The 14,503-nt window shown below is 59.4% G+C and carries 10 protein-coding genes; 4 read left to right on the top strand and 6 right to left on the bottom strand.

The genetic code is table 11. The annotated features are described in order from the left end of the window. Positions 1–105 precede the first annotated feature (105 nt). Positions 106–678 (bottom strand): xanthine phosphoribosyltransferase, encoded by a 573-nt coding sequence (locus ACIPL2_RS10800; RefSeq protein ID WP_007934646.1) that lies wholly within the window; start codon positions 676–678, stop codon positions 106–108. A gap of 56 nt (positions 679–734) precedes the next feature. Further along, positions 735–2,744, bottom strand: coding sequence for a DNA helicase Rep (gene rep, locus ACIPL2_RS10805; protein ID WP_059403900.1), 2,010 nt, complete (start codon positions 2,742–2,744; stop codon positions 735–737). Between the two features lie 267 nt (positions 2,745–3,011). Between rep and ACIPL2_RS10810 the strand changes: the two genes are divergently transcribed. Further along, entirely contained in the window at positions 3,012–4,685 is a 1,674-nt protein-coding gene (locus ACIPL2_RS10810) for a putative bifunctional diguanylate cyclase/phosphodiesterase (RefSeq protein WP_401355886.1), read from the top strand. Positions 4,686–4,799: 114 nt separating this feature from the next. Here the strand turns inward: ACIPL2_RS10810 and ACIPL2_RS10815 are convergent, their stop codons facing one another. Then, the gene (locus ACIPL2_RS10815) at positions 4,800–6,194 is read right to left on the bottom strand and encodes a NorM family multidrug efflux MATE transporter (protein ID WP_401355888.1); all 1,395 of its coding nucleotides are present in this window, start codon (positions 6,192–6,194) and stop codon (positions 4,800–4,802) included. Positions 6,195–6,371: 177 nt separating this feature from the next. On the opposite strand from ACIPL2_RS10815, the gene ACIPL2_RS10820 reads away from it, so the two are divergent. The 3 genes from ACIPL2_RS10820 to ACIPL2_RS10830 all read left to right on the top strand — a co-directional run bounded on the left by ACIPL2_RS10820 (position 6,372) and on the right by ACIPL2_RS10830 (position 10,906). Next, entirely contained in the window at positions 6,372–7,292 is a 921-nt protein-coding gene (locus ACIPL2_RS10820; protein WP_401355890.1) for a LysR substrate-binding domain-containing protein, read from the top strand. Positions 7,293–7,477: 185 nt separating this feature from the next. Next, positions 7,478–9,454, top strand: coding sequence for a methyl-accepting chemotaxis protein (locus ACIPL2_RS10825; protein ID WP_401355892.1), 1,977 nt, complete (start codon positions 7,478–7,480; stop codon positions 9,452–9,454). Positions 9,455–9,691: 237 nt separating this feature from the next. Next, a complete protein-coding gene (locus tag ACIPL2_RS10830; protein ID WP_401355894.1) occupies positions 9,692–10,906 on the top strand; it encodes an aldose 1-epimerase family protein in 1,215 nt (404 codons plus the stop codon). Between the two features lie 15 nt (positions 10,907–10,921). Here ACIPL2_RS10830 and ACIPL2_RS10835 read toward each other — a convergent pair whose 3' ends face one another. From ACIPL2_RS10835 to ACIPL2_RS10845, 3 genes are all read right to left on the bottom strand, one after another. After that, positions 10,922–12,454 (bottom strand): Fic family protein, encoded by a 1,533-nt coding sequence (locus ACIPL2_RS10835; protein ID WP_401355896.1) that lies wholly within the window; start codon positions 12,452–12,454, stop codon positions 10,922–10,924. Between the two features lie 177 nt (positions 12,455–12,631). Continuing rightward, a complete protein-coding gene (locus ACIPL2_RS10840) occupies positions 12,632–14,125 on the bottom strand; it encodes a YifB family Mg chelatase-like AAA ATPase (protein WP_401355898.1) in 1,494 nt (497 codons plus the stop codon). Between the two features lie 178 nt (positions 14,126–14,303). Further along, positions 14,304–14,474: a hypothetical protein gene (locus ACIPL2_RS10845; RefSeq protein ID WP_401355900.1), complete on the bottom strand. Its 171-nt coding sequence runs from the start codon at positions 14,472–14,474 to the stop codon at positions 14,304–14,306. Positions 14,475–14,503 lie beyond the last annotated feature (29 nt).

Raw genomic sequence — 14,503 nt, forward strand, 5'->3', positions numbered from 1 at the left:
GTGGGCGCCGGTTTTGGCGCGATGGGCTTTTTTTATTAAATTATTTATTACACACCCCCCCCCCCCCCCCCAAGCCCGCTCCCACATTGGTTTTGCGGTGTGGCTTTATTCGATGAAGGTTACAACGCCATCCTTGAGCGACTGCACCCGCGCCAACGATTCAACCCGATAACCCTGTGCATCCAGTTCCGCACGGCCACCCTGGAACGACTTCTCGATCACGATCCCCAAGCCCGCCACTGTAGCGCCGGCCTGTTTGATGATCGAGATCAGCGCTTGCGAGGCCTTACCGTTGGCCAGGAAGTCATCGATGATCAGCACGCGGTCGCTGCTGGTCAGGTGGCGTGGGGAGATGGCCACGGTGCTTTCGGTCTGTTTGGTGAACGAGTAAACGGTTGCCGACAGCAGGTTTTCGGTCAGGGTCAGGGACTGATGCTTGCGCGCAAAAATCACCGGCACGCCCAGGTTCAGGCCGGTCATGATCGCCGGCGCGATGCCCGAAGCTTCGATGGTGACGATCTTGGTGATGCCCGAATCCTTGAACAGCGTGGCGAATTCGTCGCCGATCAGCTTCATCAGGGCCGGGTCGATCTGGTGGTTCAGAAAGGCGTCGACTTTCAGGACCTGGTCGGAAAGCACGATGCCTTCTTCGCGGATTTTCTTGTGCAGTGCTTCCATGAAGCTTTCCTCTAATGACGCCTGTGCGTCCAGGGCTGGTTAAAAAGTAGTCGATTCTAGCGCTTTAACATCGCGCGTATGTCCGCCAATGCGGTGTTGCCGCGAACGGCTTTGACTTCAACGGGGGTGTCGTCGGTGCCTTCCCAGGCCAGGTCGTCCGGCGGCAGTTCATCGAGGAAGCGGCTGGGGGCGCAATCGATGATCTCGCCGTATTGTTTACGCTTGGCGGCGAAGGTGAAGGCCAACGTCTGACGCGCGCGGGTAATGCCCACGTAGGCCAGGCGCCGCTCTTCTTCGATGGTGTCGGCTTCGATGCTGGAGCGGTGCGGGAGGATTTCCTCTTCCATGCCCATGATGAACACGTAGGGAAATTCCAGGCCCTTGGAGGCGTGCAAGGTCATCATCTGCACACCTTCGGCGCCGTCTTCCTCTTCCTGCTGACGTTCCAGCATGTCGCGCAGGACGAGTTTGCCGATGGCGTCTTCGACGGTCATCTCGCCTTCTTCGTCCTTCTCCAGCGTGTTTTTCAACGCCTCGATCAGAAACCAGACGTTACCCATGCGGTAGTCGGCGGCCTTGTCGCTGGAGCTGTTGGTGCGCAGCCAGTTCTCGTAGTCGATGTCCATGACCATGCTGCGCAGGGCCGAGATCGGGTCTTCGCCGGCGCACTGCTCGCGGACCCGGTCCATAAAGCGCTTGAAGCGTGACAGGCGATCGGTAAAGCGCGCATCCAGATGTTCGCCCAGGCCGATTTCGTCGGTGGCGGCGTACATCGAGATTTTTCGCTCGGTGGCGTAGTTGCCAAGCTTTTCCAGCGTGGTCGAACCGATCTCCCGGCGTGGGACGTTGATCACCCGCAGGAAGGCGTTGTCATCGTCCGGGTTCACGATCAGGCGGAAGTAGGCCATCAGGTCTTTCACTTCCTGGCGTCCGAAAAAGCTGTTGCCGCCGGACAGTCGGTAAGGAATCTGGTGGTGCTGCAACTTCAGCTCGATCAGCTTGGCCTGGTAGTTGCCGCGATACAGGATCGCAAAGTCGCTGTACGGCCGGTCGGTGCGCAAGTGCAGGGTCAGCAGTTCCACGGCCACACGCTCGGCTTCGGCGTCTTCGTTACGGCAGCGGATCACGCGGATTTCGTCGCCGTGGCCCATCTCGCTCCACAACTGTTTTTCGAATTCGTGCGGGTTGTTCGAGATCAGCACGTTGGCGCAACGCAGGATGCGGCTGGTGGAGCGGTAGTTCTGTTCCAGCATGACGACTTTCAGGGACGGGTAATCGTCCTTGAGCAACATCAGGTTTTCCGGGCGGGCGCCGCGCCAGGCGTAGATCGACTGGTCGTCGTCGCCCACCACGGTGAACTGGTTGCGCGTGCCGATCAGCAGTTTCACCAGCAAATACTGGCTGGCGTTGGTGTCCTGGTATTCGTCCACCAGCAGGTAGCGGACTTTGTTCTGCCACTTTTCGAGGATGTCGGCGTGTTCCTGGAACAGCTTCACCGGCAGCAGGATCAAGTCGTCGAAGTCCACCGCGTTGAACGCCTTGAGCGTGCGCTGGTAGTGGGTGTAGACGATGGCGGCGGTCTGTTCCTTGGGGTTGCGCGCATTTTCCAGGGCTTCGGCCGGCAGGATCAGGTCGTTTTTCCACGAGCCGATCATGTTCTTGATCTCGTCGACGCCGTCGTCGCCCGCGTATTCCTTCTGCATGATGTCGGTCATCAGGGCTTTGACATCGGTCTCGTCGAAGATCGAGAAACCCGGCTTATAGCCCAGCCGCACGTGTTCCTTGCGGATGATGTTCAGGCCCAGGTTGTGGAAGGTGCAGACCGTCAGGCCGCGGCCTTCGCCGCCCTTGAGCAGCGTGCCGACCCGTTCCTTCATCTCGCGCGCGGCCTTGTTGGTAAAGGTCATGGCGACGATGTACTGGGCGCGGATGCCACAATTCTGGATCAGGTGCGCAATTTTGCGGGTGATCACGCTGGTCTTGCCGGAGCCTGCGCCGGCGAGCACCAAAAGAGGGCCGCCGACGTAGCTCACGGCTTCTTGCTGCCGGGGATTGAGTCGGGACATACAGGATTGTCGGAAGTCGTTTGCGAAATGGGCCGGCATTTTAACAGGCTCAGCGAATTGTGCTGCTCTCTCCGACTTGTGACGCAGCACGCGATCTCTAATTGCCGGTTTTGTTACTTTCACGCAGGATGCGCCGTGGATTTGCATCTAATGTTCGTCATTCCTGATGCACAACGCCACGTTTGATAATTGATGTCATTTGGTCATTGGTTAGCGGCGCGGCATAATGCCCTCCGCCTACATCTTTGCAGAGTCTAGGGAGCTAGCTTGTCTACGCCTGTCGAACCCTTGCGTTTGCTGCTACTGGCCGAAGAGCCGGCGTGGGCAGCGTTGTTGCGCGAGTGTCTGGCTCCGATGGGGAGCTCGGCCGTGCTGATCAGCGCGCCGAGCTGGGAGTCGGTCAGCAGCCTGTTCGATGACAACCGCAGCGCGGTGTTGTTGACGATCCCGGCGCTCCAGCCTTTGCCTGGCCAATGCAACCTGCCGACCGTGTTGCTGCTGGAGCATGAGCCACTGACGCCACCCGACGGTGTGAGCGACTGGCTGGTGCGCGACCTGCTCGACCCAGGCATGTTGCGCCGTTGCCTGCGCCATGTGCGCGAGCGTGGCTTGCTGGAAAACACCCTGCAACGGCTGGCCGAGCAAGACCCATTGACCGGCATCGCCAACCGCCAGGGTTTCCAGACCTTGCTGGCGGCGCGCCTGGTGGAAAACGACGGTCGCGGTTTGGCCCTCGGTCACCTTGATCTCGACAACTTCCGTCACGCCAACGACGCCCTCGGTCATCAAGCCGGCGACCGCTTGATCCTGCAAGTGGTCGCGCGGCTGAAAAGCCAGCTTGAGGCCGGCGATCAATTGGCGCGGCTGGGCAGCGACGAGTTCGCCCTGCTGATCGACACCCGCCGCGCCCCGCAACGCGCCGAGTGGATGGCCGAACGCATCACCGAAGCGTTGGCCGAACCTTATTGGGTCGACGGCGAAAGCCTGTTGATCGGTTCCAGCCTCGGCATCGCCCACGCCCGCGCCCAGGCCGGTGCCGACCCGCTGATGTGGCACGCACACATCGCCATGCAGCAGGCCAAGAGCACGCAGGGCTGCACCTTTCACATCTTCAACGAACGCATCAACCGCAATGCCCGCAGCATGGCCGACCTCGAAAGTGAACTGCGTCGGGCGTTGCGTCGCGATGAGCTGGAATTGCATTACCAGCCACGCCTGAACCTTGAGGACGGGCAGATCGTCGGCCTTGAAGCCTTGGTGCGCTGGCGTCATGCCGAGCGCGGGTTGCTGCCGCCAAGCGAATTCGTGCCGTTGGCCGAGCAAAGCGGTTTGATCGTGCCGCTGGGTTACTGGGTGATTTCCCGTGCGCTGCGTGACATGCAGGCGCTGCGCGAACAGGGATTGCCGGCGCTGCACATGGCGATCAACCTGTCGTTCCGGCAGTTCCAGGACAGCCAATTGCTGTCGACCCTGAGCCGGCTGATTGCCGAGCGTGGTGTCGAGGCGCAATGGCTGGAATTCGAACTTACCGAAACCGCGGTCATGCGCCGTAGCGATCTGGTGAAGCAAACCATGGACGCCCTCGGGCGCCTGGGTGTGCGCTTCTCCCTCGACGACTTCGGCACCGGGTTCTCCTCGTTCGTGCACCTCAACAGCCTGCCGATTGCCTTGCTCAAGGTGGACAAGAGTTTTGTCGGCGGCATGGAGGGGCGCGAGGAAAATCGCAAACTGGTGCACGCGATGATCAACCTGGCTCACAACCTCAACCTTGAAGTGGTCGCCGAAGGTGTGGAAACGGCTGAGCAGCTGGAGTTGTTGCGCGGGTTCGGTTGCGATCAGGTGCAGGGGTATCTGATCAGCAAGCCATTGCCGTTGGCGGGGTTGATTGAGTACCTGACCTTCGACAGCAGCCAGCAGCCGCCACTGGAAGTCGTGGTTTAACCCCTCTGGACAGAACCTGTAGGAGCGAGGCTTGCCCGCGAAGGCGTCGTATCAGTCGACATTGTTGTTAACTGACACGGCGCCTTCGCGGGCAAGCCTCGCTCCTACAGGGGCTCATTCGGCCTGAATGGCCTCGAAGCGTTGTTGTGCCGGCTCCCGTCGAATCATCCGCTTCATCTTCCACTCAAACGCCAACGTCAGACTCACCGCCGCGCACGCCAGCCCCAGCGCCAATCCCCACCAGACACCCGTCGGCCCCCAGTGCAAATGGAAGGCCATCCACCAAGCGGCCGGTGCCCCAATCAGCCAATAGCAACCCAGGCCCACGAGGAAGGTGGTCTTGGCATCCTTGAGCCCGCGAATACAGCCCATCGCGATGGTTTGCGTGCCGTCGAACAGCTCGAACCACGCCGCCACCGCCAACAGGCTCACCGCCAGGTTGATGACGTCGCGAAACGCCGGGTCGTTATGGTCCAGAAACAAACCGATCAACTGGTTCGGCAGCAGCCAGAAGACCATCGCAAAGCCGAGCATCGCCGCCGCGCCGAAGGCGATACCGACCCGGCCGGCCAGCCGCGCATCGAGCAATTGCCCGGCACCATAGTGCTGGCCGATGCGCATGGTGATCGCATAGGAAATGCCCGCCGGGACCATGAACGCCACCGAGACGATTTGCAGGGCAATCTGGTGGGCACCCAGTTGCGTGCTGCCCATGGTGCCCATGCACAGCGCGGCGAAGGCAAACAACCCGACTTCCACCGCATAGGTGCCACCGATGGGCAGGCCCAGGCGCCACAGTTCTTTCAAGTACTGACGGTTGGGCCGCGACAGGCCCTGGCGCAATGGATAAGCGTCGTAGGCAGGATGCCGACGAATGTGCAGTGCCAGCGCCACGGCCATCAGGTTGGCAACAATCGCGGTCACCAGGCCAATGCCCACCAGACCCATTTTCGGCAAGCCGAACATGCCGGTGATCAACGCATAGTTGAGCAGGAAGTTGGCCACGGTGCCGCCGAGGCTGATCATCATCACCGGCGTCGCCCGGCCGATGGCGCTGGTGAAACCGCGCAGGGCCATGAAGCTCAGGTAGCCCGGCAGGGCGAACGGCAGGATCAGCAGGAACTGCCCGGCCGCCTGAACGTTGGTTTCGGTCTGCCCGAACAACAGCAACACCGGTTTGAGGTTCCACAGCAGCAGCCCGGCCACCAGCGCCATCAACCACGCCAGCCACAATCCGGCCTGGGTCAGCCGCGCGGCACCGACGATGTCGCCGGCGCCCTGACGGATCGCCACCAGGGTGCCGACCGCCGCGATTACGCCGATGCAGAAAATCGACACGAACGAGTAGGTCGCCGCACCCAGTCCGCCACCCGCCAGGGCTTCGGGACTCAGGCGCGCCATCATCAAGGTGTCGGTGAGGACCATCAGCATGTGCGCCAACTGCGAGGCAATCAACGGCCCCGCCAGCCGCAAGATGGCCCAGAGTTCAATACGCGCTGGATGCTTCATGATCATCACGCTCGGCTTTTTTAGAGAAGAAGGAAAGTCCAAAGAGATCTGGAAGGGTCGATTCTCGGCGCTCTGGAGGGTTTGCACAAAGGGATAAAAAGGATGGGTTGCATGATTAAAACTCATGCTGGTGAGTTTCTGATAGTTTGTGGGAATCCCGCTATAGGAGCTTTCCGAATGTCTCGTCGTCTCCCTCCCTTGTATGCCCTTCGCGCATTCGAAGCGGCGGCGCGGCATAGCTCATTCACTCGCGCCGCCGAAGAATTGTCGATCACCCAAAGCGCGGTCAGTCGGCACATTCGTACGCTTGAAGAGCATTTCGCCTGTCGGCTTTTTCACCGCAGTGGGCGCAACCTGCAACTGACCGAGTCGGCGCGGCTGATCCTGCCCGGCATTCGCGAAGGCTTCACCGCACTGGAACGGGCCTGCAATACCCTGCGTGCCGAAGATGACATCCTGCGCATGAAGGCACCGTCGACCCTGACCATGCGCTGGTTGCTGGCGCGGCTCAGTCGCTTCCGCCATCTGCAGCCGGGTAACGAGGTGCAGTTGACCAGTGCGTGGATGGACATTGATTCGGTGGACTTCAACCACGAACCCTTCGACTGCGCCGTCATCCTCAGCAACGGAAATTTCCCACTGGACTGGGAGGCGACATTGTTGTTCCCGGAAGAATTGATTCCAGTGGGCGCGCCCAATCTGCTGGACGACCAGCCGTGGGACGTTGCACGCCTGGCCAGCACTGAGCTGCTGCACCCGGCACCGGACCGTCGTGACTGGCGCAATTGGCTGGAGCGCATGGACCTGGCTGATCAGGTGTCGCTCAAGGGCGGGCAGGTGTTCGACACGCTGGAACTGGGCATGATCGCCGCCGCCCGAGGGTACGGCGTGTCGATGGGTGATCTGCTGATGGTGGCGGAAGATGTGGCGCAGGGACGTTTGAGTCTGCCGTGGCCGACGGCTGTCGCCAGTGGTGAAAAATATTACCTGGTCTGGCCGAAAACCCGCCCCGGTGGCGAGCGTATGCGTCGGCTCAGCGATTTCCTGCAGGGCGAAGTCCGGGCAATGGAGTTGCCGAACGTCGAGCACTTGAGCTGAATCGATAGAGCCGCCGCAACAGTGGCCTTGAGCTATATCCCGGTGAACGACTCAAGTATTCAGGTTTGCCGCCGAAAATCTGCACATGGAACCTTCGTGCAGGTTCGACGTATTCCCCATCATTGGAAATTTTGCTGAGTGTGCGTCTGGATCAGGATGATCCGGCCACTCGGCCAGGAGCTGTCATGACTCAACCTCGTGCCCGGATCGCCTCACAGCTTGGTTTTGCACTTGCCGTGATACTGGCGATTGTCATCAGCGGCAGCACCGTGTTCGCCCTGCGCTCGCTGGACACGGCCAACCTCGCCACCCGCGAGGAGCACCTGGCCAGCGAGGCCCGCTTGCTGGCCGATCAATTGAGCACCTTTCACGGCACGCTGCGTGAAAGCACCCAGCGCCTGGCCGGCCTGTTCGAGAAACGTTTTAGCGCGGGGCTGAGCGTGCATCCGGACGAACCGGTGGTCGTGGCCGGCGCCCAGACGCCGGGTCTGCACTTGGGCAGCGAAGTGCTGAACAACAACTTCAAGGAAGTCGACGAGTTCAAGCAAATGACGGCGGGTGTCGCCACGGTGTTCGTGCGCAGCGGCGAAGACTTTGTTCGAGTTAGCACAAATGTCAGCAAGCAGGACGGCAACCGTGCCATTGGCACTCTGCTCGACCACGCGAACCCGGCTTACGCCCGGTTGATGGCGGGGCAGAGCTACGTGGGTCGATCCTTGCTTTTCGAACGCTTCTACATGTCGCAATACACTCCCGTACGCGACAGCAGCGGTAAGGTCATTGCCGTGCTGTACGTAGGATTCGATTACACCGACGCGCAGAACGCGCAATTCGCCAACCTCAAACGCTTCCGCATCGGCCAGACCGGTTCTCTGGCGTTGCTTGATGAGCAGAACAAATGGTTGGTGCCGATCGCCGGCGTGCAAGCACTGGATCGGGCCGTCCCGGCGATCAATAGTCTGGCGAAGACGCCGGGCAAAGGTGAGTTCTGGAGCGACACGTCCGAAGACTTCTACAGCATTGCTGTGCCCTTCGAAGGCGGACCGTGGTCGGTGGTGGCAAGCATGCCGAAAACCGAAATTAGCGCCGTGACCTGGAGCGTCGGCATCCAGTTGGCGATCGGCAGTCTGCTGGCGATGTTGATCGCCGTGGGGTCGGCGGTCTGGCTGCTGCGCAGCAAACTCGCGCCGCTGGGTGATCTGGTGCGTCAGGCCGAAGCCTTGGGCGCCGGTGATTTGAGCGTGCGGTTGAACGTGTCGAGCAACGACGAGATCGGTCAACTGGCCCGCGCCTTCAACCAGATGAGCCAAGCCTTGTCGACCATGGTCGAACACATTCGCAAGGCCTCGCAAGAGGTCAACAGCCGTGCCCAGGCGTTGTCCGGCCTGTCCGGTGGCGCCTATGAAGGGATGGAGCAGCAGTCCGGCGAGATCACCAGCATGGCCGGCGCCGTGGAAGAATTCAGCGCCACCTCGTTGAACATTGCCGACAACATGGGCAGCACCCAGCGACTCGCTCAGGAAAACGCACAGCAAACCCAGATCGGTCGTACATCGATGGACGAAGCGTCCTCGTCCCTGGAACAAATTGCCGGCGCGCTGAACAGCACCGCCACCGTGATCAATACCTTGGGGCAGCGCTCACAGGAAATCGGCGGCATCGTCGGGGTGATTACCTCGATTGCCGAGCAGACCAATTTGCTGGCGCTCAACGCTGCCATCGAAGCCGCCCGGGCTGGCGAGCAGGGGCGTGGGTTCGCGGTGGTTGCCGATGAAGTTCGCAACCTTGCTTCACGCACTCGTCAGGCGACGGACGAAATTTCCGGGATGATCCAGAGCATCCAGCAGGAAACCGGCAACGCTATCAGCACCATGGAACAGGGCAATGTGCTGATGCAGGAAGGCCTGTCGCGCAACGCCAACGTCGCCACGGCGTTGGCGCGGATCGATGAGCAGAGCCGCTCGGCCGGCCAGCAATTTGCAGCGATCACGACGGCGACCCAGGAACAAAGCAGCACCGCGACCCTGCTCAGCAGCAACCTGCAAAGCATTGCCTTGGCGAACAGCGAGCAGCGCGAGGTTGTTTCCAATCTGGCCATCACCGCCAAAGAGCTGGAGAAGCTGGCGGCGGACTTGCGGCATGAGGTTGACCGGTTTCGCTAAGGTGCCTTTGAAATAGCCTTCGCGAGCAAGCCCGCTCCCACAGTTAACCGAGTCGTTGCTAAGCATGCGATCGAATGTGGGAGCGGGCTTGCTCGCGAAGGGATCGATTTGATTCCCCGGTTTCGACCCAAAAACCCGCATCACTATCAATTTGCCTTCGATGTAGTGCTTTTTAAGCTTGATGAATCGTTTCAGCAAGTCTATAAAAACCGCACAACTCCAAGAAAGGCTCCCACCATGTCCCCGCTCAAACTCGCAATAACCCTCGGCGCGCTGACCGCTGCCTCCCACGCCATGGCCTGGGATTACGTGCTGCTCGACACCGACAAAGCCGCCCAGAACTGGCAAATCACCAGCCAGCAACTCGGCGTAAAAACCGACAAACCCTTCTCCGTGACCCTGCGCACTTTGCATGGCGGTCGGCAGGAGGGCGTCAGCATCGTCGACATCGATAACGGCACCCTGAAACTCTCGGTAGTGCCCACCCGCGGGATGAACGTCCTGCAAGCGTCGGTCGGCACTGTGCGCATGGGCTGGGATTCGCCGGTCAAGGACGTGGTCAATCCGTCCTTCATCGAACTCAACGGCCGCGGTGGTCTGGGTTGGCTTGAAGGCTTCAACGAACTGGTCACCCGCTGCGGTTACGAATGGGTCGGCCACCCCGGCATGGACAACGGCGAACTGCTGACCTTGCACGGTCGCGCCGCCAACATCCCGGCCAGCACAGTCACCCTGCACATCGACGAAAAACCGCCCTACGCCATCAGCCTGCGCGGCGAGTTGAAAGAACAGGCGTTCAAGAAAGTCGACTTCTCGGTACTCACCGAACTCGTCACCGAGCCGGGCAGCGTAGCGTTTGCCCTCAACGACACGCTGACCAACAACGGCGACTACCCGAAGGAATATCAGGCGCTGTATCACAGCAACTTCAGCACGCCGTTCCTGGAGCAGGGCGCGCGTTTTGTTGCGCCGGTGAAACAGGTGTCGCCGTTCAATGACAAGGCCAAAGGGGACCTGCCGGACTGGCAAACCTATCGCGCACCGACCAAGGATTACGACGAGACGGTTTACAACGTCGTGCCGTATGCCGATGCCAAGGGCGATACGCTGACCGTGCTGCATAACAAGGCGGGCAGCCTTGGGGTGTCGGTGGGTTTCAACACTCAGCAGCTGCCGGTGTTCTCCCTGTGGAAAAACACCGACACACAAGGGCAGGGCTACGTCACCGGTCTTGAACCGGGCACCAGTTTTTCCTACAACCGCCGGTATCAACGGCCGCTGAACCTGGTGCCGACGATTGGCCCTAAAGAGCAGAAACAGTTTCAGATCAGCTACAGCTTGCTGGCGGATAAAGGGGCTGTGGATAAGGCGTTGAGTCGGGTGAAAGAAATTCAGGGTGGGCGGGAGACGGAAGTGCGACAGGCGCCGTTGGTGGATCTCACCAAGGAGTGACGCCTGCTGAGTTCTTCACCTCAACTCGCTAAAGGCTTCTTCAACGGCGCGCGCGATCCGTTCTCCCAACTCTGGTTTCTCTGTCAGCAGCGGATAACGCTTGAGTAATTTATTGGAGAGCGCGTATCCGTTTTGACGAACGGCTCGGATGATCTGATCAAGTTCATTGTCCGGAGCCTCCAGGAACTGTTTGATACTTTTGCGCGCATTGTCATTCGCCAAAAGGAATTGCGCTTCCAGGCGCATTTCCTGAGTCAACGTATCGTCGATGACCTGCGCCAGATAAATCGCATGAGCCGTCAGATCGGGATAACGCCAAGTCGGCAGTGCATCGTCATACCCCGCGAAATGGAAGTTGTAGTGAACGCCATCGTCTGCCACTACGGTTTCACCAAACCGGTACTGCGCACCGTATTGCTGCATCAGCGGCCGGGAGAAACTCTCAAGCACTCGATCGTAGGCGGCTTTGTTTTGGGGGCTATGAGTAATCGTGGCTGAAACGGGAAGTATGATCGGAGGTGGTAATGCTCCATCTCGCCGCAGTACATCGTTGATCAAGAAACGAGAGATACGTCCGTTACCGTCAGCCATCGGATGCACATAAACGAAGCCGAAGGAGGCCGCAGCCGCACGCAGTATCGATGATTGACCTTGGGTGTTTTGCAGGAATCGACTCAGGCCTGCGAGCATTGAGCATGTGTGATCCCAATGCGGTGCGATGTAGTCGACCACGGGCTGGTAACGCGCAGTGTGTCCGACATAAACGGGCGATCGGCGGATGCCATAGCGCAAAGCAGCCTTCCCAAGAATTTCGCGCTGCAAGGCTTCCAGTGTGTCTGGGTGTAGCGGGTCGTCGTGTTTACCGCATTCCGTTTCCATGACATTGGCAAAGCGGCGAATACGATCCTCTTGATCCTGCTCATGCTCGATCAGGAAGCTTGCGCGGCTTTCCTTGACTGTCAGCCACACGATACTTCGCATGATTAGGTCGATGCCGAAATCGGATTCGAGCTCGCCCAGTTTTCCGGCAATGTCATAGCGCTCTGCGGCTTTGACTTCCGCATTGCGGCGAATGACAGGGCAGTACGCGTTACTGCCCGGTAGATTATCTCGAACGCCCCAGCGTGGATTGTTAACGGCTGTTCCGACGACGTAATCCTCGGGGTTCAGCGCATCGACATAATTACCTCGTTTGACAGGCGTTACGCTCAGCTCATCCGTCATTAACCACTCGTAGAAGAAGCATGCCCTGCGAGCGAATATCCCGGTAGGTTCACGAGCAATCCACTTTTCAAGCATTTCTTTTGCCTGGTCCTGTGCAAACAAGCGCGCGAGGAACTCCAGGTGAACGCCTTCATAACGCAGGGCAAAAGCCAGGTGACCGCTCAAATCAGACTGTGGCCGATAACTCTCGGGATAGATCTCGCGACGAACATCCGCCACTTGAGTGGTTAATCGACGCCCCCCTATTTCACTGGTGACAGGGAACGGCTGCGCTGGAGTTACCTGATACTCACGGGACAGCCAGGCATAGCCGATATTGGGCATGAATTCGCTTACTCGTGTTCAAAAAAAGGTTAGAAATGCATCTTTCATTAAAAAAACGCTTACGGTAATGGCTCGTTGCGCGATAGTTATACACAGATAGAATCGAGTGAAAATCATTATTTCGTCGTGAAAGAACTTACAAAACGTAACTTTATCAAAAAAACAATTACAAACTGGCTATGCGCTCGTAGGTCGATATTGCAGCGCTTCTGCCAAATGCTCCCGCTTGATCCTGTCGGTTTGCTCAAGGTCCGCCAAGGTTCGGGACACTTTTAGCAATCGGTGAGCTGCTCGCAGTGATAACGTCAGTCGCTCACAAGCGGATTCCAGCCAGTTTTCATCGGCCGTGGATAACTTGCAGTGTTTGCGCAAGCCCGGCAGATCGAGGAAGGCGTTTGCGCAGCCTTGGCGTTTTTGCTGCCGCTCTCGTGCGTCGGCCACCAGGGCGGCAGCGGTGGCCGTGTCGTCTCCGGGTTTCGATGCGGGATTCAATGCGGTCGCTTCACGGGCGACGGTCAGGTGCAGGTCGATACGGTCCAGCAATGGGCCCGACAGTTTGTTGCGATAGCGTTGGACCATGTCGGGCGTACAACTGCATTTGCCGCTGGGTTCGCCAAGATATCCACAGGGACACGGGTTCATCGCCGCCACCAATTGAAAGCGCGCCGGGAAGCGTACGCGGTCTTTGGCGCGGGAAATCACGATGCAACCCGACTCCAGTGGCTCTCTCAGAACCTCCAACACCTTGCGATCAAATTCCGGGAGCTCATCGAGGAACAACACGCCGTGGTGAGCGAGGGTGATTTCTCCGGGTTGTGGCTGTGAACCGCCACCCACCAACGCCGGGCCGGAGGCGGAGTGATGGGGCTGGCGGAAGGGGCGCTGTGGCCAGTGGCTTAACGGTATGCAACTAGTGACGGATTGAATGGCCGCGACTTCCAGCGCTTCACTCTCGGACAATGGCGGTAACAACCCCGGCAAACGACTGGCCAACAGGGTTTTTCCTGTTCCAGGTGGCCCACTGAACAACAAGTTATGGGCTCCTGCCGCTGCTATCAGCAATGCACGCTTGGCTGCGATTTGGCCCTGCACTTCATTCAAATCGGGATACGGTTTGCTGGCGTACAACAATCCATTGGAAACGTAAGGCTCAACCGGTGTGTGTCCATTAAAGTGCGCCACGGCTTCCAGCAGATGATCCACCGCAATTACCTTCAGCCCGGAAGCCAGGCACGCCTCTTCAGCATTCGCTCGCGGCACCACTAGCGACCGCCCGGCCTTGCGCGCCGCCAGGGCCGCAGGCAACACGCCCCGAACCGCCCGCACCGCGCCCGACAGTGCCAATTCCCCAAGGCATTCCACATCGTCCAGCGTCAACGTCGGGACCTGCACGCTGGCGGACAGGATCCCCAGGGCAATCGCCAAATCGAATCGTCCGCCGTCCTTTGGCAAATCGGCGGGAGCGAGATTCAAGGTAATGCGCCGCGCCGGAAATTGCAGGCCGGAATTGATGATCGCACTGCGTACCCGGTCCTTGCTTTCCTTTACGGCAGCTTCGGGCAAACCGACCATCGTCAGCGACGGCAGACCGTTGGCCAGATGGACTTCTACGGTAACGGCGGGCGCATCCACGCCAATCTGGGCGCGGCTGTGGACGATAGAGAGGGACATGGTCGTTCCTTGAGCTGACGAGGCCGCTTCCTGCGGGTTTTTTGAAGGGTAGTTGGCGGAGGGGATTCAGGTGGAGGGGTTTAGGGTGGAAACTTTCTCTGGATGTTGCGGGTACGAGGCAGGCTAATGTCGAGGCACAAAAAAACCGCCACTCGGGCGGTCTCTTCGGTGAGCCTGGTCAGACTCGTGCGCCTGCAAGCAAGCCATCAGGTTCGAGCTCCTTGCCATACGTTGCTGCCACTTTAAAAAAACGATTCTGGCTGGTAGAAATGCTTCCGGCCAAGCGGAGCGCCTCGGCATGATATTCGGCGATCATTAACGGCTTCGCTTTTTGCTTTTTGCGTTTCATAGACACCTCGCGTGCCTGGATGAGTGGAT

Origin of the sequence: Pseudomonas sp. NPDC086251 (assembly GCF_044746405.1) — a bacterium.
Lineage (GTDB): Bacteria > Pseudomonadota > Gammaproteobacteria > Pseudomonadales > Pseudomonadaceae > Aquipseudomonas.